Source organism: Halobacillus litoralis (assembly GCF_020524025.1).
Classification (GTDB): Bacteria; Bacillota; Bacilli; order Bacillales; family Halobacillaceae; genus Halobacillus; species Halobacillus litoralis_D.
This window is the reverse complement of record NZ_JAIVKN010000008.1, coordinates 1-26189: the sequence shown is the minus strand read 5'-3', so window position 1 is coordinate 26189 and position 26189 is coordinate 1. Positions and strand designations below refer to the sequence as shown.

23 protein-coding genes and 2 tRNA genes are annotated in these 26189 nt (G+C 43.0%); 23 read left to right on the top strand and 2 right to left on the bottom strand.

All coding sequences use genetic code 11. The features are described from left to right. Positions 1-2: 2 nt before the first annotated feature. The 10 genes from LC036_RS18040 (at position 3) to LC036_RS17995 (ending at position 10112) form a co-directional block, all read left to right on the top strand. Entirely contained in the window at positions 3-233 is a 231-nt protein-coding gene (locus LC036_RS18040; protein WP_226585918.1) for an anti-sigma-F factor Fin family protein, read from the top strand. Between the two features lie 49 nt (positions 234-282). After that, the gene (mfd, locus tag LC036_RS18035; RefSeq protein WP_226585915.1) at positions 283-3819 is read left to right on the top strand and encodes a transcription-repair coupling factor; all 3537 of its coding nucleotides are present in this window, start codon (positions 283-285) and stop codon (positions 3817-3819) included. Between the two features lie 418 nt (positions 3820-4237). Next, on the top strand, positions 4238-4774 hold the full coding sequence (spoVT, locus tag LC036_RS18030) for a stage V sporulation protein T (protein WP_226585913.1): 537 nt from the start codon (positions 4238-4240) through the stop codon (positions 4772-4774). 96 nt (positions 4775-4870) lie between these two features. Then, entirely contained in the window at positions 4871-6454 is a 1584-nt protein-coding gene (locus LC036_RS18025) for a polysaccharide biosynthesis protein (RefSeq protein WP_226585911.1), read from the top strand. Next, positions 6451-7917, top strand: coding sequence for a nucleoside triphosphate pyrophosphohydrolase (mazG, locus tag LC036_RS18020; RefSeq protein WP_226585909.1), 1467 nt, complete (start codon positions 6451-6453; stop codon positions 7915-7917). Before LC036_RS18025 ends, mazG begins: the two co-directional genes overlap by 4 nt. 3 nt (positions 7918-7920) lie before the next feature. Beyond that, the gene (locus tag LC036_RS18015; RefSeq protein WP_226586004.1) at positions 7921-8184 is read left to right on the top strand and encodes an RNA-binding S4 domain-containing protein; all 264 of its coding nucleotides are present in this window, start codon (positions 7921-7923) and stop codon (positions 8182-8184) included. A 171-nt stretch (positions 8185-8355) separates the two neighbouring features. Next, positions 8356-8661, top strand: coding sequence for a sporulation protein YabP (gene yabP, locus LC036_RS18010; RefSeq protein ID WP_226585906.1), 306 nt, complete (start codon positions 8356-8358; stop codon positions 8659-8661). Next, positions 8658-9248 carry a spore cortex biosynthesis protein YabQ gene (gene yabQ / locus LC036_RS18005; RefSeq protein ID WP_226585904.1) on the top strand — a complete coding sequence of 197 codons (591 nt, stop codon included), beginning with the start codon at positions 8658-8660 and terminating at the stop codon, positions 9246-9248. The genes yabP and yabQ overlap by 4 nt, the downstream gene beginning before the upstream one ends. 16 nt (positions 9249-9264) lie before the next feature. After that, positions 9265-9648: an FtsB family cell division protein gene (locus LC036_RS18000; RefSeq protein WP_226585902.1), complete on the top strand. Its 384-nt coding sequence runs from the start codon at positions 9265-9267 to the stop codon at positions 9646-9648. A 77-nt stretch (positions 9649-9725) separates the two neighbouring features. Next, the gene (locus tag LC036_RS17995; protein WP_226585900.1) at positions 9726-10112 is read left to right on the top strand and encodes a S1 domain-containing RNA-binding protein; all 387 of its coding nucleotides are present in this window, start codon (positions 9726-9728) and stop codon (positions 10110-10112) included. Between the two features lie 197 nt (positions 10113-10309). Here the strand turns inward: LC036_RS17995 and LC036_RS17990 are convergent. Both LC036_RS17990 and LC036_RS17985 read right to left on the bottom strand, forming a co-directional pair. Further along, positions 10310-10381, bottom strand: a tRNA-Glu gene (locus LC036_RS17990). Between the two features lie 22 nt (positions 10382-10403). Continuing rightward, positions 10404-10480: transfer RNA gene (locus LC036_RS17985), tRNA-Met, on the bottom strand. A gap of 288 nt (positions 10481-10768) precedes the next feature. Here LC036_RS17985 and spoIIE point away from each other — a divergent pair. The 13 genes from spoIIE to lysS all read left to right on the top strand — a co-directional run bounded on the left by spoIIE (position 10769) and on the right by lysS (position 25701). Next, on the top strand, positions 10769-13216 hold the full coding sequence (gene spoIIE, locus LC036_RS17980; protein ID WP_226585899.1) for a stage II sporulation protein E: 2448 nt from the start codon (positions 10769-10771) through the stop codon (positions 13214-13216). Between the two features lie 64 nt (positions 13217-13280). Beyond that, positions 13281-14018: a vWA domain-containing protein gene (locus LC036_RS17975; RefSeq protein WP_226585897.1), complete on the top strand. Its 738-nt coding sequence runs from the start codon at positions 13281-13283 to the stop codon at positions 14016-14018. Beyond that, complete coding sequence (locus LC036_RS17970; protein ID WP_226585895.1) at positions 13999-14916, top strand: protein kinase domain-containing protein; 918 nt, start codon at positions 13999-14001, stop codon at positions 14914-14916. The genes LC036_RS17975 and LC036_RS17970 overlap by 20 nt, the downstream gene beginning before the upstream one ends. 77 nt (positions 14917-14993) lie before the next feature. After that, positions 14994-16388: a tRNA lysidine(34) synthetase TilS gene (tilS, locus tag LC036_RS17965; protein ID WP_226585893.1), complete on the top strand. Its 1395-nt coding sequence runs from the start codon at positions 14994-14996 to the stop codon at positions 16386-16388. An 11-nt stretch (positions 16389-16399) separates the two neighbouring features. Further along, complete coding sequence (hpt, locus tag LC036_RS17960; protein WP_226585891.1) at positions 16400-16939, top strand: hypoxanthine phosphoribosyltransferase; 540 nt, start codon at positions 16400-16402, stop codon at positions 16937-16939. Positions 16940-17056: 117 nt separating this feature from the next. Then, on the top strand, positions 17057-19093 hold the full coding sequence (ftsH, locus tag LC036_RS17955; protein ID WP_226585889.1) for an ATP-dependent zinc metalloprotease FtsH: 2037 nt from the start codon (positions 17057-17059) through the stop codon (positions 19091-19093). A gap of 125 nt (positions 19094-19218) precedes the next feature. Continuing rightward, positions 19219-20010 (top strand): type III pantothenate kinase, encoded by a 792-nt coding sequence (locus LC036_RS17950; RefSeq protein WP_226585878.1) that lies wholly within the window; start codon positions 19219-19221, stop codon positions 20008-20010. A 6-nt stretch (positions 20011-20016) separates the two neighbouring features. Next, positions 20017-20907, top strand: a complete 891-nt coding sequence (gene hslO / locus LC036_RS17945; protein ID WP_226585876.1) for an Hsp33 family molecular chaperone HslO — start codon at positions 20017-20019, stop codon at positions 20905-20907. 165 nt (positions 20908-21072) lie between these two features. After that, on the top strand, positions 21073-21999 hold the full coding sequence (gene cysK / locus LC036_RS17940) for a cysteine synthase A (protein WP_226585875.1): 927 nt from the start codon (positions 21073-21075) through the stop codon (positions 21997-21999). Between the two features lie 202 nt (positions 22000-22201). Beyond that, on the top strand, positions 22202-23026 hold the full coding sequence (gene folP, locus LC036_RS17935) for a dihydropteroate synthase (protein ID WP_226585873.1): 825 nt from the start codon (positions 22202-22204) through the stop codon (positions 23024-23026). A 1-nt stretch (position 23027) separates the two neighbouring features. Further along, positions 23028-23393: a dihydroneopterin aldolase gene (gene folB, locus LC036_RS17930; RefSeq protein ID WP_226585865.1), complete on the top strand. Its 366-nt coding sequence runs from the start codon at positions 23028-23030 to the stop codon at positions 23391-23393. After that, on the top strand, positions 23390-23887 hold the full coding sequence (gene folK / locus LC036_RS17925) for a 2-amino-4-hydroxy-6-hydroxymethyldihydropteridine diphosphokinase (protein ID WP_226585857.1): 498 nt from the start codon (positions 23390-23392) through the stop codon (positions 23885-23887). Before folB ends, folK begins: the two co-directional genes overlap by 4 nt. Before the next feature lie 326 nt (positions 23888-24213). Further along, entirely contained in the window at positions 24214-25701 is a 1488-nt protein-coding gene (gene lysS, locus LC036_RS17920; protein WP_226585855.1) for a lysine--tRNA ligase, read from the top strand. Positions 25702-26189 lie beyond the last annotated feature (488 nt).

The following is a 26189-nucleotide window of genomic DNA, read 5'->3' as shown; positions in this document are numbered from 1 at the left end:
ACATGAAAATTCGTTATTTTTGCCGTCATTGTCAAAACCAGGTCGGTGAATTAGATGCCAAACATGTGGATGTCTCACAGCTGGGTTTTGATCTGTTAAATGATCAGGATCAAGAACAAATGGTTCATATGACCACAAACGGCAATATGGATATAACAACTATTTGTGATTCGTGTAAAGAATCTCTGGACGACAATCCACATTACCATGAGTTAGACTATTTTATTCAGTAAATCATGATCTTCGGATTGTCTGAAGATATAGGTGGTGGAGGAATTCGTTATGCAAGGTATTAAGGATTATTTATATCCGCAGGATGATATTCATTCTGTTGTAGAGGGCTTCAGGTCAGGGATGAAAGAGCAGATGGTTGCCGGATTGTCCGGAGCTTCAAGAAGCTTGATGATCTCTCTGGTTCAGGAGTCTTTAAAGCGGCCGGTAATTTTAGTGACGCATCAGTTGATACAGGCTCAACAATTGTATGAAGATATGCAGGAACTAACCGATCCAGATCAGGTTCATCTTTATCCGGTGAATGAATTAATTGCCTCTGAGATTGCTGTAGCCAGTCCGGAACTCCGCAGTCAGCGCATTGAAGCGCTTAGTCAATGGCTCACGCAGGAAACCGGCATTCTCATTGCCCCTGTAGCTGCATTGAAACGAATGATGCCACCGAAAACATATTGGGAGCGTAACCAGCTCCCTTTTCGTGTTGGGGAAGAAATCAATCTGGATGATTATTTACAGCGTTTCATCAGTATGGGGTACGAACGGACGGAAATGGTCGCCACTCCTGGAGAATTCTCGGTTCGCGGGGGCATCATGGATGTCTATCCATTAACGGCAGAATTTCCATACCGGATTGAATTGTTCGATACAGAAGTTGACTCAATTCGCACGTTCGATTCCGAAACACAGCGTTCTCATGAAAAAATAGATCAAGTAAATATCGGACCAGCGACAGAGCTCTTGTTGACAGATGAAGATTACACAAGGGCTTATCACCGCTTGGAAGACGCTCTCAGCCACTCCTTGCAAAAATTGAACAGAGCAGAGGCTAAAGAAACATTATCCCAAGTGGTTGAACATGATTTAGAACTTTTGAAGCAGCAGGAACGTTTCCAGGAAATTTATAAGTACATCGGGTACTTTTATGAGGAGCCTGTCAGTCTACTAGACTATCTGCCTAAGGAAGGCCTTGTGATCCTGGATGAAATGAGCCGTATTCAGGAAACAGCCAACCGTCTGGATCAGGAGGAGGCTGAGTGGCATCAAAGCATGCTCGAAGCTAACCAAACCGTCAGGGAATTAAATATCTCGTTCGATTGGCAGGATGCGTGGGCAAAAATTGAGCATCCTCGTTTATACATGTCTGTTTTTATGCGTCATATTCCTAACACACAGCCACAAAACATTTTAAATATTTCAAGCAGGCAGATGCAGCAGTTTCATGGACAAATGAATCTCCTGAAAAATGAAATGGATCGCTGGCAGAAGCAGGATTATTCTGTTGTTATTCTTGCCCCGGATGAAAAAAGGCAGGAACGAATTCAAAATGTCCTTCATGACTATGACATGGAAGCTGTCATTGCTAAGGAAGATATAACACTTCCCCTGGTCAAGCCGACGATTGTTATTGGGAACATCAGCAGTGGATTTGAGTGGCCGATGCATCAAATGGCTGTACTTACTGAAAATGAACTGTTCAAAAAGCGGACCGCGAAGCCGAAGCGGAAACAAAAAATGTCCAACGCTGAACGGATTAAGAACTATCAGGAACTCAAGGTCGGAGATTACATCGTACACGCGAGTCATGGAATAGGAAAATACCTCGGTATTGAAACCTTAAAAATGGCAGGCAACCATAAAGACTTCCTCACTGTTAAATATTCAGGGAATGATAAACTTTACGTCCCCATTGATCAGATTGACCTGATTCAGAAATATGTGGGATCAGAAGGAAAAGAGCCGAAAGTATATAAACTTGGCGGAAGTGAATGGAAGAAGGTAAAGAGCCGTGTTCAATCTTCCGTGGAAGATATTGCGGATGACCTTATCCAGCTCTATGCAGAGAGAGAAGCGTCTAAGGGCTATGCATTCAGTGAAGATGGGGAAATGCAGCGGGATTTTGATGCCGCATTCCCGTATGAGGAAACAGAAGACCAAATCCGCTGTATTGAGGAAATTAAATCAGATATGGAAAGAATCCGCCCGATGGACCGTCTGTTGTGCGGAGACGTGGGGTATGGAAAAACAGAGGTGGCTATACGTGCTGCTTTTAAAGCCATTGTGGATGGAAAGCAAGTTGCGCTGCTTGTGCCTACTACAATTCTTGCCCAACAGCACTATGAGACTCTTCAGGAGCGATTCCAGGGCTTTGGGATTAATGTAGGATTAATGAGTCGTTTCCGAACGAAGAAACAGCAGAAGGAAACTACAGACCGGTTGAGAAAAGGCTTGGTTGATGTCATTGTAGGCACACACAGAATCCTCTCCAAAGACGTTGAATTTAAAGATTTAGGGCTGTTGATCGTAGATGAAGAACAGCGGTTTGGTGTGAAGCACAAAGAGAAGATTAAGCAGCTTAAAAATAACGTAGACGTCCTTACTTTAACAGCAACTCCAATTCCGAGAACGCTGCATATGTCTATGCTTGGAGTTCGTGATCTGTCGGTAATTGAAACACCTCCGGCCAACCGTTTTCCAATTCAAACTTATGTATTGGAGTACAATCCAATCTTCCTGCGGGAGGCGGTAGAAAGAGAAATGGCCCGGGGCGGTCAGGTCTTTTTCCTGTTTAACCGGGTGGAAAACATTGAGCGGATGGCTCAGGAAATATCAGCATTGGTTCCTGAAGCACGTGTAACTTTTGCACATGGGCAGATGAATGAAACTGAGCTTGAGAACGTCATGTTCTCCTTTTTGGAAGGGGAATTTGATGTTCTTGTAAGTACAACAATTATCGAAACCGGGGTCGACATTCCTAACGTGAACACGTTGATTGTTTATGATGCCGATCGTATGGGGCTCAGCCAGCTTTATCAGCTCCGCGGACGTGTAGGCAGATCCAACAGAGTGGCTTACGCTTATTTCACCTATCAAAAGGATAAAGTGCTGACTGAAGTAGCTGAAAAAAGACTGCAGGCCATTAAAGAATTCACAGAACTTGGATCTGGTTTTAAGATTGCTATGAGGGATTTATCCATCAGGGGTGCAGGGAATCTTCTGGGCTCCCAGCAGCATGGCTATATCGATTCTGTTGGTTTTGATATGTATTCCCAAATGCTCAAGGATGCAATAGAGGCCAAACAGCAGGGCAAAAAGCCGGAGCAGGTGCAGCCATTCCAGCCAGAACTGGATATCAGGCTGGATGCTTATATTCCGGATGAATATATAGCCGACGAAAAACAAAAGATTGATATGTATAAACTCTTCCAAGCCATTGAATCGGTCGAAGATATTCATGACTTACGTGATGAATTGATCGACCGCTTTGGGGATTATCCAGAAGAAGTTGAAAACTTATTCCGTGTCTCTTCCATCCGTTTCTATGCCAAACGGGCAAGAATCGAATCTGTGACAGAAAAGAAAAAGAAAATTGAGATGCTTATGGAAGCAGATCAGAGTCAGAATATCGATGGTTCAAAACTTTTTGAGTTTGCCAATCAATATGGAAGAATGGTTCAGCTGGGTACAGAAGAGGGACAGTTAAAAGTCACAATTACATGGGATCGTAAAAATGAGTGGAAGCGGTATGAGCTTGTAGAAGAGTTCATCAGCAAGCTTCCAGAAATGATGAGAGAAGCGACAACAGCATAACTTCCCCCCCCTTCACAAGATATAGTGGAGGGGGATTTTTTGTATATCAACGTCACATAAGCGAATCATGATGGGGAGGGAAGAGCGCCTCCCTGCACATGCTCCGCTTATGCTTGTCGAAGCTGTTCAAGGCACCTCCACATTAGATGACATCTAGTTCAGGCTCCCAGACACTCGAGGTCATAAGTCCCTCCCTGATGTAGAGAAAACCGCTCTACAGCAGGGAAGTTCTTATGCTTGTCGTGTCTGAACAGGTCGCCTCCACCTTTGTGTTTTACATTTTTTATGAAAAAATCCATCTCAAGGGTGTATAGGTTTTTATTGCTGAATCATACTATCTGTAATCACCCGCTTATTCTGCTTGCACTTCAACAGGAGAAAGAAGGAAGTCATCACAGAAAAGGAGGCAGCATAAAGAATGAAAGCAACTGGTATTGTACGCCGTATTGATGATTTAGGACGTGTTGTTATTCCGAAAGAGATCCGCCGCACCCTTAGGATCCGTGAGGGAGACCCTTTAGAGATTTTCGTTGACAGAGAAGGTGAAGTCATACTTAAGAAGTACTCACCAATCAGTGAGTTGGGAGATTTCGCGAAAGAGTATGCAGAAGCTCTGAGTGAATCTTTAGAATCCCCTGTTTTGATTTGCGATCGTGATGAGTATATAGCGGTAGCAGGTAGTGCGAAAAAAGAGTATATGAACCGATCGATAGGGACGAAGATAGAAGAAGTGATGGATTCTAGAACGATGTCTTTTGAGAAGCATCCAGACCCGATTGAGTTGATTCAGGGGCAGGAAGAAGATGTGATCTCATATCTTATTCATCCTATTATTGCACAAGGAGATCCTATCGGGTGTGTGGTTGCTTTTAATAAAGAAGGCGCCCCGCTTGAAGAGGGTACATCCAAATCATTACAGACAGCAGCCAGCTTTTTGGCTAAACAGATGGAATAACGAACTTGGTCAGGTCCAGTCAGATAAAGGATCTGACCTTTTCATGTGATATAATGGAGTGTCTAAATATATACATAATAGTAGAAAGGGTCCAAAATGACCAAAACGCAGTCACGCTCTATTTTAAAAGGAGCATTTATTCTGTCCTTCGCCGGACTAATCAGCAAAATTATCAGTGCGGGATATCGGGTTCCGCTTCAGAACTTAACAGGAGATATCGGTTTTTATGTGTATCAGCAGGTTTACCCTATACTTGGGATCGCATTAATATTATCGTTGTACGGATTTCCGGCTGCCATTTCCAAACTCGTGTCAGAGGAAAAAGAGAATCGGATTTCTTTATCTATTCCCTCCTTTTACCTGCCTGTATTTGGTTGGATGATGCTCGCATGCAGCGTGATTTTCTTGCTGGGTTATACCCAGTCTCCTTTCATAGCTCAGATGATGGGAGATGAATCGCTCATTCCATCACTGAAGGCATCGTTTTATGCCTTTTTACTTATTCCTTTCGTATCGGTTTTCCGTGGTGTTTTTCAAGGTGAAAGTGAGATGGCACCGACAGCAGTTTCACAAATCATCGAACAGGTTTTCAGAGTAGCTGTCATTCTCTTTACTTCCCTTATTGTAATGAGAGGCGGGGATGTCTACATAGTGGGAATAGGGGCGGCGGCCGGTGCGATGTGTGGTGCCGTCGCTGCCTGTCTCTTTCTGTTTACGCGTATTCGAAAATCTTCTTTATGGTCTTTGGCTCGATGGAATGAGAAACCTTCGTATGGGAAGCCAATTTTCGTTTATGGATTATTTATTTGTTTAAACTATATGCTGCTATTGTCTTTACAGCTTGTTGATGCGTTCACGCTGGTTCCTCTCATGATAGAGTCAGGAGAATCGACACATACAGCCCGGATAACGAAAGGTATCTTCGATAGAGGACAGCCTTTGATACAACTGGGAACCGTACTTGCTTCTTCCCTCGCTTTAGCAATAATTCCTTCTGTAACAAGAAAGCGCCTGGAAAAGGATGAGGAACGCACGCAGAAATCTATCCTGAGTGCCATTAAGATCACAGGCTTTATCTCTTTTGGAGCGACTACAGGCCTCATCTTTTTATTTCCCTCAATTAACGAAGCTTTCTTTCAGGATATAGAGGGGACGGGATATTTGAGGGTGTTCATGCTTGTCATTCTGGGCAGCTCACTTTCCATTACCACCTCTTCCATTTTACAGGGTCTCGGCTATGTTAAATATACTGCACTTGTTGTTGGAGGAGGACTGTTAATCAAGGCTGCAGGCAATCAGGTCTTAATCCCCCTCCTGGGGGTTTACGGGGCGGCGGTGGCTTCTATAGTAGCTGTTGCTTTTGTTTTAATAGGAAATATCGTAATCTTAAGAAAAGAAGTTCCTATACAAAGGTGGGTCTCTCTTCCCTGGCTGCCACTCGGTTATTCTCTTTTAGGAATGCTGCTTGGGTTGTATGTATGCAGCAGGGTTTTCCAAACACTGTTTGTTTTAAATGACCGGTTGTCATTATTCATTTATACACTGGCTCTAACGGGAATTGGGGCATTTATTTATATTGCTCTCCTTCTGAAAAGGGGAGGACTTACAGAGGAAGAAGTCGCTGTTCTTCCCTCAAGTAAATGGCTGGGTAAATTTTTACCGAAAGGAATGAATCGATGAATACTGTGAAAGTGCTAGGTTTAGGAGCATCAGACATAGACCAGCTGCCATTGGGCGTATATCGGGAATTGATGAATTCGAAAAGCACGATTTACGCAAGAACATTGAAACATCCTGTTATACAGGAATTACAAAGGGAAGGCATCCATATACAAAGCTTTGATGAAGTTTATGAAGGGCATGACCAATTTGGTGATGTATACAGAGAGATCGTAGAACGTCTGGTGAAACTCTCAAAAAATGAGGAACTTGTCTATTTAGTACCAGGTCATCCTATGCTGGCTGAAAAGACGGTTCAACTGCTCATTGAAGAGCGTGAGGAGGGAAGGCTCAACCTTCAAATTAAAGGTGGACAGAGCTTTCTTGATGCAACATTCACAGCCCTTGAAATTGATCCCATTGAAGGCTTTCAATTTTTAGATGCGACAGATTTGAATCGTAGCCAGCTCCAATATATGAACCATATTGTTTTATGTCAGGTGTATGACCCTGTCATCGCATCAGAGGTGAAACTGACGCTGCTTGAAGACCTTCCGCCTGAACATCCGGTTACAATTGTAACCGCAGCGGGAAGTGAGAATGAGAGGGTACAGAAAACTACATTGGAAGAGTTGGATCGAAATGTGCAGGTAGACAACCTCACAAGTGTGTACGTGGCCCCGGTGGAACCGGCAGATTTAAATCACCAGTTCTTCCGACTGAGAGAAGTCATAAGAATTCTTCGCAGTCCGGAAGGTTGTCCCTGGGATCGGAAACAAACCCATGAGTCTCTTCGTAAGTATATGATTGAAGAAGCCTATGAGTTCATAGATGCTGTGAATCGTATGGACGATGAAAATATGATAGAGGAATTGGGGGACGTGCTGTTACAAGTGATGTTACACAGTCAAATTGGTGAAGATGAAGGATATTTTACAATCGACGACGTAATAGTAACGGTAACGGAAAAAATGATCCGCCGCCATCCTCATGTATTTGGAGAAATAGAGGCAGCAGATGCAGAAGAGGTTCTCTCCAACTGGGATGCGATTAAGCAGCAGGAAAAAGGAGAAGCCCCTGCTTCCATTTTAGATTCAGTGCCCGAAAGTTTCCCTGCTTTACTGCAGGCGGAAGAGCTGCAAAAAAAAGCAGCCAAGGTCGGATTTGACTGGGATTCTGTAGAGCCTGTAATTGAAAAGGTAGAGGAAGAATGGCAGGAATTCCAAGAAGCCAGGGAATCAGGCAGCCAGGAGGAAATGGAAAAAGAATTTGGAGACTGGTTGTTTGCTATTGCGAATTTAGCCAGACATTACAAGCTGAACAGTGAAAATGCCCTTCAACGTACCAATAGAAAATTCCGCACGCGGCTATTGTCTATGGAAAAAGAAGCGGAACATAAAGGGCGTCAGCTGAAAGATTATGATTTAAATTCCTTAGAAGAACTATGGGTGCAAGCGAAAGTTAAAAATAAAGGAGCGGAATAAGTGATGCGTTTGGACAAATTCCTTAAAATTTCCCGTTTAATAAAGAGACGTACACTCGCAAAAGAAGTGGCTGATCAAGGTCGCATCAGCATCAATGGAGCGAAGAGTAAAGCGGCCAGCAATGTAGCCATTGGGGATGAATTAACGATTCAATTTGGTCAAAAAGTATTAACGATTGAAGTGAAGTCTCTAAAGGAGAACGTCAATAAAAACGAAGCGGCTTCCCTATATGAAATAAAAAAAGAAGAACCTGTTAACCAATCGTAAGTCCATGACTTTTAAGTTTACGCAAACGGCTGTAACCCACTGTTCCAAAGGGTTACAGCCGTTTGTCTGTCTATACCTGCTTTCTTTCTTCCTGATTTGAATGCTTTTGTTTCAAGTTCTAATTGCCTTATTTTTCTCATAGTTTGTACTAGAGAAGGAGGCTGTTAGGAGATGGAAGCTTATGAGAAGAACCAGGGATTAAGAAGTCAGCAACCAGTTGAACACAACGTGAAGATATGGAACAGAAGAAATATAGAGATATCAGGGGTAAAGGAAGTGGACAGCTTCGACAGTGAGGAGTTTTTACTGCAGACAAGCATGGGTTACCTTGTTGTCCGTGGTCAAAATCTCCAAATGAAAAATTTAGACTTAGATGCAGGCATTGTGTCCATTAAAGGAAAGATGTATGAAATGTCATACTTGGACGAGCACCAAGGGGAGAAAGCTAAAGGGCTATTTAGCAAGCTCTTCAAATGACGCTTACCACACAGTTCGTTACGATCTTATCGATGATTTTCGGAGGCATATGCGTTGGGGCTTTTTTAGATACGTTTGAACGTTTTTTTCATAAAAGAAATAAAAGAAGCTGGCTTGAAATCGTATATCAATTGTTATTTTGGTTACTTCAAGCGGCTTTTCTTTTTTATTTGCTTTACCTGGCCAATTACGGGGAGTTAAGGGTTTATGTTTTTGTCGCCATCGTATGTGGATTTGCGGCGTATCGTGCCATGTTTCAGAGCCTTTACTTAAGAACGCTTGAAATGTGGATTCGTATCGGCCTTGGGATCTTGAGGTTTTTAAAGAAAACAATCTATTATCTTTTATTCCTTCCATCGAAATCCATCATTTTCCTTATTATTTCTTTACTTATTGGCGTTTATAAGATACTTTTAAAGGGTATCATTATATTGTTTGTTGTCGTATTTTATCCAATCCGGTTAGTTTTCATATTGATTTGGCGACTTTTGCCGAAAAACATGAAAATTTACTTAAGGCAATTAGCAGGGTTTTTGGATAAAATGCAGAATACAATGATCAATTGGATGAAACGATTCAAAAAGTAAAGGAGGCCAAACGCACATGGCAAAGAGACAGTCGGAGTCGGTAGCCCGTCTTGATTCTACATACATGAAGAACTACGATGCCTACTTGGACAGACATCATAGGAAAAAGAAGCGCTTAATTCGCCGTCTCGTAATGTTTGCCCTGTTAGTGTCGATCGTCGCTGGCTCCATGATATTCTATCATATGAAACAACAGTCTCTGTATGCTCAAAAGAGTGAGCAGTACGAGCAAATGCAACAGGATATGGACGCTTTGAAAAAAGAGGAAAGTGATCTGGAGCAGGAGATTGAACTTTTGAAAGATGAGGAGTATGTATTGCAGATTGCAAGAACGAATTATTTCTTCTCAAAAGAAGGCGAAATCATCTTTAAAATGCCGAATGAAGATCCATCATATTGACACTCTTTTCATCGCTTATATATAATATATAGGAACGATACATTTTTATCGAAATTCTAAGGAGGAGCATTTTTTTTATGTCAATTGAAGTAGGCAGCAAGCTGCAGGGTAAGGTAACGGGTATCACTAATTTCGGAGCATTCGTTGAACTTCCAGATGGGAAGACGGGTCTGGTCCACATTAGTGAAGTTGCCGACAACTATGTAAAAGACATTAATGAACACTTAAGCCAGGGAGATCAGGTTGAAGTGAAAGTCATCAATGTCGGGGATGATGGGAAGATTGGACTTTCCATTAAAAAAGCAAAAGAGAACACAAATCGTCGTCCGCCAAAACCTCGTAAACCAGCGGAGTCTTTCGAACAGAAGATGAACCGTTTTATGAAGGATAGCGACGAACGCTTAGCATCACTGAAAAAGCACACGGAATCCAAACGTGGAGGTCGAGGTGCTAAACGAGGATAGCTTGCTGTCTAGGACAATGAGTAAAAGGTGCGCACTTTCATATAAAGAACAGACCCAGACTGGGTCTGTTCTTTTTTTGCGTGAAATTCTATCTATTTCTCCAAACAGTTTCTTTTTGTGAAGATCAATGGCCAAAAACATAAAAAAGCACGCCTCTTTTAAAAGAGGCGTGCTTTTTTAGGACAAGAATGTTTAGATGACCCGTACGGGATTCGAACCCGTGTTACCGCCGTGAAAGGGCGGTGTCTTAACCACTTGACCAACGGGCCAGTTATGTAAGAAAAAAATAAATGGTAGCGGCGGAGGGGATCGAACCCCCGACCTCACGGGTATGAACCGTACGCTCTAGCCAGCTGAGCTACACCGCCATGTGAATAAGTTGTTCTCTCAAAGTCACAAGTCATATAGTACACCATGAAAAAAAAAGTGTCAACAACAAATAAATAAATCAGATAACTCTGTCTATTTCGCTAAGGAAATAAGTAAGTTTTTGTAAGGTGAGAGGACTTGAGAGAGCTAGCCCGGGGGGAATTTGTAGAAAGGAGCTTAGACTATGTGAAAACTATCGAAGTTTTTGTTTCTGCTCTCCTGTTGTTTTGACAAAATGCTTGTTCTGGATGTGGTTTAATAGGTTTCACAAAGAAGGAGTGATGAGAATGTTAGGAACTGTATCAAAACGTGAAAATCGTCAGAACGCTGCCAGGGGATTTGGGATTGTGCAAGGGCTGCAACGTGCTTCATTAGGTACCTTTTCATTTATGGCTGATAAAGGGGTCTTCCATATGGTTTTAGCCCTTTTATTAGGACGAGCTATTATTCTTTCATCGATGGCCCCTTTTGGTGTAGCTTTTTTAGCGGTAATCTGGTGGTTAAAACGACCGCTCGTCATACCCGTAACCGTTATGATGGCAGCCGGGGCGTCTACATACAGCTACGGTCATGCAGGGTACGTGGTGGGGGCGTCGATGACTTTTTTGCTCTTAAGCCTGGCGCTGCACAAAACAAGTCACCCCCAGAAATGGCTGCCGACGCTTGCACTGATGGCCAGCCTGATTCCACGGACAGTCAGTCTGGCGCTCTTAGATCGATGGCAGCTATACGAGATTACGTTGATGTTTGCAGAAGGGGTGCTCAGTTTCATCCTTGTCCTTATCTTTATGCAGAGTATTCCACTTTTAACACCACAAAGATTTCAACCTTCATTAAAAAACGAAGAAATTGTTTGTTTAATTATATTATTAGCTTCCGTCCTGACAGGAATGATCGGGTGGCAGGTTCAGGGCGTAGCTGTTGTTGATATATTTGCAAGATACTTAGTTATTCTGCTTGCTTACACCGCAGGAGCAGCCATTGGTTCTACCGTGGGTGTGGTGACCGGCCTCGTGCTGAGCCTGTCCAATATGGATCATATTTATCAAATGAGCCTGCTGGCTTTTTCAGGCTTGCTTGGAGGTTTACTGAAGGAAGGGAAGAAGGCTGGTGTGAGTGCCGGCCTTGTGGTTGGAACTCTATTGATCGGCTTTTACGTAAATAATGGGGCTGGTCTGCCATCATCATTATGGGCTTCAGCCTGGGCGGTGGCATTATTTGTGTTGACGCCGAACAGTTGGATTAAACAACTTTCTAAATATGTTCCTGGGACAGAGGAGCATCATTCAGAACAACAAAAATATTTACAAAAAGTTCGAGATGTCACGGCTGTCAGGGTCGGGAAATTTTCGGACGTTTTTCAGGCTTTATCGAAAAGTTTTACGCGTGTGGATACGTCCAGTGAGGGGAGTGCGGAGGCAGAAGAAATTGATTATTTTTTAAGTCATGTGACAGAAAAAACGTGCCAGTCCTGTTTTATGAAAGAAAAATGCTGGGTGAGGAGGTTTGACGAGACCCATGATCTGATGACGGAACTGATGCATGAATTAGATGAGAGGGGAGAGCCGAGCCGCGTGCTCAGGAAAAGTCTGGATCAGCATTGTGTAAAACCTCAGAAATTAATAGATACGATGAATCATGAGCTATCTTTTTATCATGCGAATAAACAATTGAAAAGGCAGGTGTTAGAAAGTCGAAGGTTTGTAGCTGAGCAGCTGCAGGGAGTTTCTGAAGTTATGAATAATTTTGCTAAAGAAATTGTGAAAGAACGGGAACATCATGAACACAAAGAGCAGATTATTTATCACGCGCTGGAGCGCATGGGGATGGTGATTCAAAAACTAGAAATTTATTCGCTGGATTCTGGGAATATGGACCTGGAATTAATTGTTGAGATTGATAATTATCGTGGGGAAGGGGCGAAAATCATTGCTCCTGTTTTGTCGGATATCCTGGGAGAGACGATTGTTGTAACAATGGAGGAAATTTCCCCTTATCCGCAGGGCAGGTGCTACCTGACTTTTGGTTCGGCCAAGCATTTCTCAATTGAATCTGGAGTAGCCCATGCGGCTAAAGGGGGAGGGTTTATTTCCGGAGACAGCTTTACAATGATGGAACTGGGAAGGGGGAAGTATGCCTTAGCGATTAGTGATGGAATGGGCAACGGGGAACGTGCTCATGAAGAAAGTATGGAAACGCTGCGCTTATTAAAACAGATTCTACAATCAGGCATCCAGGAATCTGTGGCTATACAATCTATTAATTCCATTTTGTCTTTACGGACAAATGATGAAATATTTTCAACACTGGATTTGGCAGTTATTGATCTGCATCAGGCGACCTCTAAATTCGTAAAGGTCGGCAGTACGCCTAGTTTTATCAAAAGGGGGGATAAGATCTTCACTATCGAGGCCGGCAATCTCCCGATGGGAATTATACCGGATGTTGATGTGGATATGAGAAGTGAACAATTAAAGGCAGGGGATTTCCTCATCATGATGAGTGACGGCATCTTTGAAGGACCGAAGCAGATTGAGAACGTAGAAATGTGGTTAAAGCGTAAGATTAGAGAAATCAACACGGACGACCCGCAGATTATGGCGGATGTCCTATTAGAAGAGGTGATACGGACACAATCCGGAAATATTGTAGATGATATGACGGTCATTGTGGCAAGAATCGATCATTATATGCCGCAGTGGTCATCGATTCCTTCCGAGCAAAAAGAAGCTTAAAGGAAGTATATAAATCCTCCTTTTCGGCGAAGATGGAAGCAACGAAACAGGAGGGATATTCACAATGAAACCAGGCCGATTAAAGCAGATTCTTTTATTGACGGATGGATGCTCGAACCATGGAGAAGACCCGATTGCTGTAGCGGCGCTCGCGAGGAATCAGGGCGTAACGGTCAATGTGATTGGCGTACTTGACGATCGGCAGAATGGCAGGCCCCAGGGGCTTGAAGAAGTAGAATCGATTGCTGAGGCAGGTGGAGGCGTCAGTCAAATTGTATATCAGAAAAGTTTGTCCCAAACCGTGCAAATGGTGACGAGACAAGCCATGAATCAGACGATTCAAGGTTTCGTTAATAAAGAATTAACAGAAATATTAGGGAAGGATCAAACGATCGAAGAGCTTCCTCCTGAACAAAGGGGCGAGGTAGTAGAGGTAGTAGAGGAGCTGGGGGAAAGCTGTGACCTGGATGTTCTGGTACTTGTGGATACAAGCGCTAGTATGCACCATAAGCTTCCAACAGTAAAAGAGGCTCTGTTTGATTTGTCTTTAAGTTTAAATGCAAGATCAGGATCCAATCAGTTTAGCGTGTATGCTTTTCCTGATCCTAAAAAGACCATTAAGAAAATGGTGGATTGGACACCTGAATTGGGAGAAATTCATGGAATCTTTTCAAAGTTGAACAGCGGTGGATATACACCCACAGGACCTGCATTAAAAGAGGCCTTGTATACCTTTGCTGGAAAGCCGTTATTTGAACGTTTAAGAGATGGAGAAGATCCATATGAAGAAACGGGCTTTTAACTTAACCCCTGGAAGCCAAGTTATCGGAAAATGGAATGGGCATAAATACATGATTATTAAGGAACTGGGCTTTGGAGCCTGCGGGACAGTTTTTTTGTGCCGGACATTACAAGGGGATACGTATGCCCTGAAAATGGGGGAAGATAGTTCCCGTATGATGCTGGAAGTAAATATGCTCAAAAAATTCGGCAAGGTCCAAGGGGTAAAACTTGGGCCTTCTTTTGTTGATGTGGATGATTGGGTAGATCAAAAAGGGGGGGCGCACCCTTTTTATGTAATGGAATATATAGATGGTATTTCTCTTTCTTCGTTCATTAAAGGAAAGACCAATGAATGGATAGGTATATGCGCGATTCAGCTGCTGACGGATCTGGAAAAGCTTCACGAATGCGGCTATGTATTCGGAGACTTGAAAACAGATAACTTGTTAGTCTCCTCCTCTCGTATACGGTGGATTGATGTCGGTGGGGTAACAGCGTCCGGCAGGGCTATTAAAGAGTATACCGAATTTTATGACCGAGGGTACTGGGGGATGGGGATGAGAAGATCAGAACCCACGTATGATTTGTTTGCCGTCACTATGATTATGATGGAAATGGCTTATCCAGCCAAATTTGAAAAAGGCAGTTCTCCATTGAAGACACTAGAAAGTAAGTTAGCCTCTTCTTCTCAGTTGAAGCCATACCGGCAGTTTATACAATCCTGTTGGAAAGGCAGATACAAAAGTGCTCAAGCGATGAAAGCCGGCTTAACCGACATTTTATTAAAAAGGCAGGAAGGTTCGTCCCGCCTCCAAAAGCGAAGGGATGGCAGGCGGGGAGAGGAGATGGAGTTAGCAGCTTTATCTATCTTTGCAGCTGCAGTATTTGGGAGTGCCGTCGTAAGTTTTTGGTTGTAGTAGCTATTCTTTTGCAGAACATAGGAAGAGTGATACGATAAGGGGAGATAAACAGATGGAGACAGGAGGAACGCTCAATGGATCAGACGGTTCATTCGTTCATCTCAAAACATGGCCTTATTCAGCCACACCAAGTGTTATTAGTGGCTGTATCAGGGGGGCCTGATTCAATAGCTCTCCTACATTTTTTGAAATCGTTAAGGAGACAGATTCCTCTGCGGATCATCGCCCTTTCTGTCGACCATGGTCTTAGAGGGGAAGAGTCTAAAGAGGATCTTCGATTCGTGAAGAAGACGTGTAAACAATGGGAAGTTGAGTTTCTTGGAACCTCTGTTGACGTTAAATCGTATAAGGAGTCAACGGGGAAAGGAACCCAGGAAGCAGCAAGGGATCTTCGCTATCAGTTCTTTTCAAAGATGATGTACGTCTATGGTGGAGATGCACTGGTTTTAGGGCATCATGGCGATGATCAAGCAGAAACCGTGCTCATGCAGATGACACGCAGCGCTCGTCCTGAAGCTGTCCATGGAATGCCGGTACAGCGTTCTTTCGCTGACGGGAAGATTATCCGTCCGTTTCTATGTGTGTCGAAAGACCAAATATTTGCTTACTTGGAGAAACATAGGATTGAGGTAAGAATGGATCCTTCGAATAATGAGACGGATTATACAAGGAATGCATTTCGTCACCACGTTCTGCCTTTTATGAAAGAGCAGAATCCGAAGTTTCACCAACATATGCAGGCATGGAGTGAGAGGGTAGAGGAAGAACGGGTATACATAAATGAGCAGGCTCAAAATGTCCTGAAAGAAGTCCATTTTTCAAAGGATGTGGAGAAATTCGCACATTTTTCAATACAAACTTTCAAAACATTCCCGCTTGCTTTACAAAGGACAGCCTTTCATCTAATATTGAACTATCTGTATGTGAAGCAAAACGAAGACATTTCTTACATTCATGAAGAGATGTTCATGAACCTTCTGGATGAAGAAAAACCGAATGCATCTCTGGATTTTCCGCAAGGTTTAAAGATCAAACGCGCTTATGATAAGGTCACCTTTACGTTTGCAGAAGATAAGGAAGCGGACACTTTTCACCAGCTTTTTCATGTAGGGGAAGCTGTCGAACTGCCCGACGGTTCTCGCTTAGAATCGCAGTGGAGCTGTTCTTATGAAGAAGATCCTTATGTTTATGTATGTGATGAGAATCACGTAAAACTTCCTCTCATTCTTCGTACAAGGCAGAAAGGGGACAGGATAAGGGTAAGAGGGATGAATGGATCGAAAAAAGTGAAAGATATTTTTATCGATCAGAAAATCCCTGCTCATTTGCGCGATATGTGGCCCATCGTCACTGATCAAACAGGGAAGATCCTATGGGTCGTTGGTTTGAAAAAAGGCGGGGATCCTGCCGGTCTGTCTTCATCAGGGACATGGCTTCGGTTACATTATAAAAACAAAGCAGAGACGTAGGAGGAGCAATCATGCACAACGAAATTGAAAAGGTCTTGATTTCTGAAGAGGAAATCCAACAGAAATGTAAAGAGCTGGGGGCGCAGCTTTCAGAGGAATATGAAGGGCGTTTTCCTCTGGCTATCGGTGTTTTAAAAGGCGCAACACCATTCATGACGGACCTTTTGAAGCGTATGGAGACACACTTGGAAATGGATTTCATGGACGTGTCCAGTTATCACGGAGGTATGGAATCTTCAGGTGAGGTCAAAATTGTTAAAGACCTTGATACGAAAGTTGAAGGTCGGGATATTCTGATTATTGAAGATATCATTGATAGTGGGCGCACCCTTGCGTATCTTGTCGATTTGTTTAAATACCGTCAGGCAAAATCAATTAAAATTGTGACACTGCTTGATAAGCCGACAGGGCGCAGCGCTGACATCAAAGCGGATACCGTTGGGTTTGAAGTACCTGATGAATTCGTCGTGGGATACGGCTTGGATTATCAGGAAAAATACCGCAATCTTCCATATGTCGGAGTGTTAAAGCCGGAAGTTTATGGTGGATAGTAACAGATTTCGCGTAAGTGGTTTCAAGCTGTTCATTTCAAGGGTAATTAGTTGTGTCGTCCGTTTTTGTTATGGTAGTATTTACTATAGTTTTTCTCGTTTGGGAGGAGGTAGGCAATGAACCGGATATTTCGTAACACCATATTTTACTTACTTATCTTCCTCGTTGTTATCGGCGTGGTCGGTCTATTCCGAGGTCAAGGTGATCCGCAGCAAGAGTTGAATGTGAATGACTTTTATGAGGCACTGAATGGCGGTAACATTGAGGAAATGACAATACAACCTGTCAATGGAGTGATCCGTGTTACCGGTCAACTGGCAAATGCTGAAGAAGGGGAAGAGAGCTTCACAGCTAAAATTCCAGCCAATGACCAAGTGATCGCGAATATTACACAAACGGCACAAGAACAAAGTGTTTTAAATGTTGAAGAAGAGGAGCAGCCTAGCGCATGGGTGACTTTTCTAACCTCAATTATCCCGTTTGTAATCATCTTCATCTTATTCTTCTTCTTGCTTAACCAGGCACAAGGCGGCGGTAGTCGTGTAATGAACTTTGGTAAGAGTAAGGCGAAAATGTACTCAGAAGAGAAGAAGAAAGTTCGTTTCAAAGACGTAGCGGGAGCGGATGAAGAGAAGCAGGAACTTGTAGAAGTTGTAGACTTCCTAAAAGATCCTCGTAAATTCTCTGCTGTCGGCGCGCGTATTCCTAAGGGTGTCCTTCTGGTGGGACCTCCTGGTACAGGTAAAACATTGCTTGCCAGAGCTGTTGCCGGTGAAGCGGGTGTACCGTTCTTCTCCATCAGTGGTTCTGACTTTGTGGAAATGTTTGTAGGTGTAGGTGCATCCCGTGTACGTGACCTATTTGAAAATGCTAAAAAGAATGCTCCGGGAATCATCTTTATTGATGAAATTGACGCTGTTGGTCGTCAACGTGGCGCAGGTCTTGGCGGTGGTCACGATGAGCGTGAACAAACATTAAACCAGCTGCTTGTTGAAATGGATGGTTTCGGTGTAAATGAAGGAATCATTATTATTGCGGCAACAAACAGACCGGATATTCTAGACCCGGCCCTTCTTCGTCCGGGACGTTTTGACAGACAAATCACTGTTGACCGTCCAGATGTTAAAGGTCGTGAAGCTGTTCTGGCTGTCCACGCTAAGAACAAGCCGTTGTCAGAGAATGTGGACTTGAAGACGATTGCGCTTCGTACTCCTGGTTTCTCTGGTGCCGATTTAGAAAACTTGTTAAACGAAGCAGCGCTTGTTGCTGCTCGTGGAGATAAGAAGAATGTGGACATGGATGATGTCGATGAAGCGATTGATCGTGTCATTGCAGGACCAGCTAAGAAGAGCCGCGTTATTTCTAAGAAAGAACGTGACATTGTGGCCCACCACGAAAGTGGACACACGGTTATTGGTATGGTCCTTGATGATGCGGACATGGTCCACAAAGTAACCATCGTTCCACGCGGCCAGGCCGGTGGATACGCAGTGATGCTTCCGAAAGAAGATCGTTACTTCATGACGAAGCCGGAGCTGTTTGATAAGATTACCGGACTTCTTGGCGGCCGTGTCGCTGAAGAGATTATCTTTGGTGAAGTGAGTACAGGTGCTCACAATGACTTCCAACGTGCAACAAGCATTGCGCGTAAGATGGTCACTGAGTACGGAATGAGTGAGAAACTTGGTCCATTGCAGTTTGGTTCAAACTCAGGAGGACAGGTCTTCCTAGGCCGTGATATCCAAAATGAACAAAACTACAGTGACCAGATTGCTTACGAAATTGACCAGGAAGTTAAAAACTTTATTCAACACTGTTACGATCGAGCTAAAACGATCCTCACAGAAAATAAAGATAAACTTGAGCTTGTTGCGAAAACGTTACTAGAGATCGAAACACTGGATGCGACACAAATCCGCTCCCTTTTCGATAAAGGACGTCTTCCGACAGACGAAGAGCTTGAAGCAATCGCAAGGGAACACAACGAAAAGATTAAGAACAACACATCTTCTCATCATGACGAAGATGTACGTGTAAACATTCAGTCTAAAGATGAAGACACTGAAGAAAAAGAGGAGCAGACAGATCAAAGTCCATCCAGCGAAGCAGCGAAGGATGACGAATCGTCTGATAAAGAAGATCCTCGTTCCTAAAGTGTAAAAAAAGCCACACCTGCCTTATACTTGGGCGGTGTGGCTTTTCATTTTTATATAGAGCGAAGAAAAGAGTTCTTATGGTATGATGGTAGCCGAAGGAAATGACATTGGAGGCTGTTTGTATGAATTTTGTCCTTGATGTAGGAAATACCAATACTGTGTTAGGTGTATTTGAAAATAACTCTTTGAAATATCAATGGAGAATTAAGACAGATCGTCATAAAACAGAAGATGAGTTCGGGATGCTTATTAAATCACTGCTCGATCATGAAGGTCTCACATTTGAGGACATGGGTGGGGTTATTATCTCTTCTGTGGTTCCACCTATAATGTTTGCACTTGATCGTATGTCCCGTTATTATTTTAAAAAGCAGCCAATGATTATCGGCGAAGGCAACGTTGATCATGGACTGCCTATGAAATATCCGAACCCAAATGAAATTGGTGCGGACCGGGTGGTAAATGCTGTTGGAGCAATTGGTGACTATCCACTTCCTTTGGTTATTATTGATTTTGGAACAGCAACAACCTATTGCTATATCAATGAAGACGGAGAGTATCTGGGTGGAGCGATTGCACCTGGTATTAATATTTCTATGGAAGCTTTATACGCAAAGGCGGCCAAACTTCCTAAGATTGAAATTAAGAGTCCTGAGCATGTGATTGGGCAGAGTACAGTAGATGCCATGCAGTCGGGTGTTTTTTATGGCTATGTAGGACAAGTAGATGAAGTCGTACGAAGGATGAAGGAAACCTCTGATCAGCAACCTACTGTGATTGCGACAGGAGGTCTTGCAAATTTAATTGCAGGTCAGTCAAGGACAATTGATCATGTAGATCCTTATTTAACATTAAAAGGACTTCATAAAATATATCAACGGAACAAAGATAAAAAAGCGTTTAAAGGAGATTGATCAACCATGTCAGATTATTTAGTGCGGGCGATAGCTTTTGACGGACAAGTGAGAGCATATGCAGTGCAGTCCACAGAAACAGTCGAAGAAGCTAGACGCAGACAAGATACATGGGCCACAACGTCAGCCGCTCTTGGAAGGACGTTGACAATTAGTTCGATGATGGGTGCGATGCTCAAAGGCGACGACAAAATCACGATTAAAGTTGAAGGGGATGGACCAGCAGGACCGATTATTGCTGACGCTAATGCCAACGGCAAGGTTCGCGGCTATGTTAAAAATCCGCATGTAGACTTTGATTTAAATGCAAAAGGGAAATTGGATGTCGCAAGAGCCGTAGGTACCTCTGGAACGTTGAGTGTTGTTAAAGACTTAGGGATGAGAGATCACTTTACAGGACAGGTGCCTATTGTTTCAGGAGAGATCAGTGAGGATTTCACGTATTATTTTGCTAACTCTGAACAGGTGCCTTCAGCGGTTGGTGCTGGTGTCCTTGTTGATACAGATCATTCCATACTCGCATCAGGCGGTTTTATTGTTCAAATGATGCCGGGTGCTGATGAAGAGACAACGAGCGAAATTGAGAAGCGATTGACAGACATGCCCGCTATTTCTTCTCTTGTGAGAGATGGAAAAACTCCTGAGCAGATTCTTCACACGGTCTTAGGGGAAGAGAATGTGCGCGTATTAGATACAATGCCTGTTCAATTTGAGTGTCACTGTTCCCGTGAGCGTGTAGAAATGGCAATCTCCAGCTTAGGAGATGAGGAAATCCAGCGTATGATCGATGAAGATCAAGGTGCGGAAGCAAAATGTCATTTCTGCAATGAGGATTACCAGTTTGACGTAGAAGACTTACAGGAGCTCCAATCAAACGATTCCAATTCACCATCATAAAAGGATAAAGCGTAAGATATAAATAAATGGCGGAACCTGTGTTTCGTCATTTATTTATAGAGAGATTCCCAAGCAACTTTATATTGAATTGTTTGACAATTAACATCAGATTCAGTACATTAAAGTTAAATCCTATTTAAATACTTGGTTTTAGGAGTGATTGTTGTGAGAATCGTGAACAATGTCAGTGAATTGGTTGGTCAAACCCCTTTGGTGAAGCTCAATAGAAGCGCTGATGAAGACAGTGCAGATGTGTACCTCAAACTTGAGTATATGAATCCGGGAAGTTCGGTAAAAGATCGGATTGCTCTATCTATGGTTGAGGAAGCAGAAAAAGATGGCAGCCTTAAAGAGGGCGATACAATTGTAGAACCAACAAGTGGAAATACAGGGATCGGTCTGGCTATGATCGCTGCCGCTAAAGGCTATAAAGCCGTGCTTGTTATGCCGGATACGATGAGTCAGGAGCGTCGTAACCTCCTCCGTGCCTACGGGGCTGACTTGGTACTTACCCCGGGAAGTGAAGGAATGAAAGGTGCGATTAAGAAAGCTGCTGAACTCCATGAAAAGCATGGGTATTTCATGCCGCAGCAGTTCAACAACGAAGCGAATCCTTTGATTCATGAAAAGACAACAGGTCCGGAAATTGTGGAACAGATGGGTGACCAGCTGGATGCTTTCGTTGCCGGTATTGGCACAGGTGGTACAATCACAGGCGCAGGTAAAGTCTTAAAAGAAAAATATCCAGATATTAAAATTTACGCAATCGAACCAGAGGAATCCCCTGTCCTTTCAGGCGGTGACCCAGGACCCCACAAGATTCAGGGAATAGGGGCAGGATTTGTTCCAGGAATTTTAAACACAGAAATCTATGATGAAGTGATTAAAGTTTCTAAAGACGATTCTTTTGCCGCAGCCCGGGAAGCCGCAAGAAAAGATGGCATTCTAGGTGGCATATCTTCAGGGTCTGCCATTCATGTTGCCAAACAAGTGGCTAAAAAACTTGGAAAAGGTAAGAAGGTAGTGGCTGTCATTCCGAGTAATGGTGAGCGTTACCTTTCAACACCACTCTATCAGTTTGATGAAGAATAAGTACAAAGCTGCCCCTGAACAGGGGCGGCTTTTTTTATAGGAATTGAACACTGATTAAATTCATGAAAGGAAAAATAGCTCTTCTCTCATTTTGTTTTAGGATCAACGACCACAGGCTGTAGTTTAAGGTCGTCCATGCGTGATAGAAATCTGGATATGATGTAAGATAGGAACAGAGTATATAGGAAATGAGGGAAGGGTCATGGTCTTTCAACTAAAAACAAACGAAAAAACATACGACCTCTCTAAAGAAACCCTGGTAATGGGGATTTTGAATGTCACGCCGGATTCATTTTCTGACGGTGGTTTATATGCTGACCTGGATCGAGCGGTCACTCAGGCAAAAGCTATGGAAAGAGACGGCGCTCATATTATCGATATTGGTGGTGAATCTACGCGTCCTGGTTTTGAGCCGGTAGCAGCAAACGAAGAAATGGAGCGTGTGCTTCCTGTTATTGAGGCTGTAAAAAAAGAAGTGAATATCCCCATTTCTATCGATACGTACAAAGCTGAAGTGGCTGAAAAGGCAGTAGAATGTGGTGCTTCCATTATTAACGATGTTTGGGGAGCGATGAAAAATCCTGAGATTGCTCAAGTGGCAGCTGACTACGATGTACCGATCATCCTTACACACAATCGAACGGATAAGAATTATGTTTCATTGATCGCGGATATGAAAGAAGACTTAAAGAAAAGTATCCAAATCGCAAAAGAAGCTGGCGTAAAGGACGAAAAGATCATTCTTGATCCAGGTATCGGTTTCGCAAAAACGCAGTCTGATAATCTGGAAGTGATGAGACACTTAAAGGATTTGAATGATCTTGGTTACCCGATCCTTCTCGGAACCTCACGGAAATCATTTATTGGTACGGTATTAGACTTACCAAAAGAAGAACGTATGGAAGGTACAGGAGCTACGGTATGTTATGGAATCGCCCAAGGAATACAGATGGTAAGGGTGCATGATGTAAAACCAATCGCAAGAATGTCTAAAATGATGGATGCGATGGTTGGAAAGGGTGAATAGGATGGATAAGATCTATGTGAATCAAATGGAGTTCTGGGGGTACCACGGCCTTTTCCCGGAAGAGAATAAGTTAGGTCAACGATTCTATGTTGATTTAGAACTTGAATTAGACTTAAAGCCTGCTTCTCAATCCGATGATATGACCAAGTCTATCGATTACGGTGCGATCTATGAAGTGACAAAGAACATTGTGGAAGGAAAGGCCTTTCGTTTAGTCGAATCCGTAGCTGAAAAAATATCAGATGAGTTATTCCGGGAATTTGAACGGCTGGAAGGTTGCCTGGTTAAGGTATACAAGCCTGATCCGCCTATTCCGGGCCATTATAAATCCGTTGCCATAGAGATTTATCGGAGCCGTAATCAATGAGTAATGCCTTTATTGCTCTTGGATCAAATCTTGCAGAAAGGGAAGGCTTTCTTAAAGATGCCCTTACACTTTTAGATGAACACCAGCACATAACAGTGAGAAATAAATCTTCCGTATATGAAACTGCTCCAGTCGGGTATACGGAACAAAATGACTTTCTAAATATGGTGGTAGAAGTGGAGACAGCGCTCCCGCCTACAGAACTGCTGGATTACTGCCAGAGGATTGAGCTGGATTTGGGGAGACGGCGCATAATTAAATGGGGGCCCCGTACAATAGACCTTGACATTTTGCTGTATAATCATGAAAATATGAAAGCAGAGCGTCTAACTATTCCACATCCCTATATGCAGGACCGCGCTTTTGTGATGGTTCCGCTGGCGGATGTGGCTCCCGGTATAGTACTGCCTCATACACATCTTACAGCTGAAGAAACCCTTAGTAAGCTGCCCCCTGATGAAGTGGATAGTGTAAAACTTTGGGGGAAGATATAGTTTCACCGGGTTTAAGCATTAGTGGCAGGCAGAGGTGCCTTTTGAAATACGTAAGTACACATCCTTGTAGTTCAAGGAATTAAATAGGAATGGCCGTATACGTAATCCGATGACAAGCAGAAACAAAAGAAGTTGTGTCAGGACCTTTATGAGTTTGCGGTTGAATGAGAAGAATGGATGCAGACATCCTGACTTTCTTGAGCGTTGACACGCCTATTAGACTTTTTTATACTAACCATAGTTAGATGCTGCCAGTGCCTTGCTGGCAGTTTTTGTTATTGTGACGGAATGGCTAATGAAATAGATCAGAGAATGGAGTGGTAGCAATGACAGAAGAACTCAACGAACACATGCGGGTGCGTCGAGACAAAATGAATGCTCATCGTGAGCAGGGTCTTGATCCTTTTGGTGATAAATTTGAGCGCACAGATTATGCAGAACAGTTGAAAGAGAAATATGACCAATATACAAAAGAAGAGCTTGAGGAGAAACAATTCCCAGCTACGATTGCCGGCCGTATTATGACCAAACGAGGAAAAGGGAAGGCCGGCTTCACTCACATTCAGGATCTTACTGGGCAGATACAGCTTTATATCCGTAAAGATCGTATCGGTGAAGAAGCATATGAACTATTTAACTCCGCGGATCTTGGTGACATTATCGGGGTAACTGGTGTTATGTTCAAAACAAAAGTAGGTGAGCTTTCTGTTAAAGCGGATGAGTTTCAACTGCTTACGAAATCACTGCGTCCATTACCTGAGAAATTTCATGGTCTGCAGGATGTCGAACAACGATATCGTCAGCGGTATCTCGACTTAATTACGAACCCTGATAGTAGAGATACGTTTGTACTTCGCAGTAAAATCATTCAGTCTATGCGCCGCTACCTGGATGGTTTGGGTTTCTTGGAAGTGGAGACTCCTTTAATGCATGGGATTCCAGGGGGAGCATCTGCTCGTCCGTTCATTACTCACCATAATGCGTTGGACATGCAGCTATATATGCGTATAGCTATTGAACTCCACTTGAAGAGGTTGATTGTCGGTGGCTTGGAAAAAGTTTATGAAATAGGACGCGTCTTCCGTAATGAAGGGGTATCTACCCGCCATAACCCTGAATTTACTATGATTGAATTATATGAAGCCTATGCTGACTATAAAGATATCATGGCATTGACGGAGAATATGGTCGCCCACATTGCGAAAGAAGTGTTAGGCTCAACAACTGTTACCTATAATGATCAGGAGATTAATTTAGAGCCTGAGTGGACTCGTCTTCATATGGTGGATGCGATTAAAGAATACACGGGCGTGGACTTTTGGGAACAAATGACCGATAGTAAAGCGAAAGAGCTTGCAAAAGAACACGGTATAGAAATTAAAGAAACGATGACATTCGGCCATATTGTGAATGAGTTCTTTGAGCAGCGGGTTGAAGAGAAATTGATTCAGCCGACATTTATCTATGGTCATCCAATCGAGATTTCTCCTTTGGCGAAAAAGAACCCGGATGATGAACGGTTCACTGACCGCTTCGAATTGTTTATTGTAGGCAGAGAGCATGCGAATGCCTTTTCTGAGTTAAATGATCCTATTGATCAGAGAGAAAGATTTGAAGCACAGCTAAAAGAAAGAGAAGAAGGAAATGATGAAGCTCATATGATGGATGAAGATTTTCTGGAGGCACTTGAATATGGTATGCCGCCGACTGGCGGATTAGGAATTGGTATCGATCGTCTTGTTATGCTCCTTACTAATTCACCGTCTATCCGTGACGTGCTGCTATTCCCACAAATGAGGCATCGTGATTCATAAGTTATAGATTCTACCCTCTGCGACAGCTTCGCAGGGGGTTTTATTGATTGTAGACAGAGAGGGTAAGAATGAATAGAATCAATGTAGAACACACGCGAATAATCAGAATAGTTTTTTAACGTAAAAGCTATTGATTTAGTCTTCGGGGCATGGTAAATTATTATTTGTCGCATTAAGAGATCGCGACAGAACGAGAGAAAAGATACTATAAACCACAGAAAAAGTTGTTGACATTAAAAACAAACAGTGGTAAATTAGTAAATGTCGCAAAAAACGACATAAAACAAACCAAAAACAAATCATGAAAAAGTTATTGACTAAATAACTCGCACATGATAAGATGATTGAGTCGCTGTTTTGAAGTGGCTGACAACATTTTGATCTTTGAAAACTGAACGAACCAACCAGTACGTCAAAACATTTCTTCTTTATGAAGAGATTTGAAACAAGCACATTCGGTGTGCAAATGAGCAAGTCAAACTTAACTT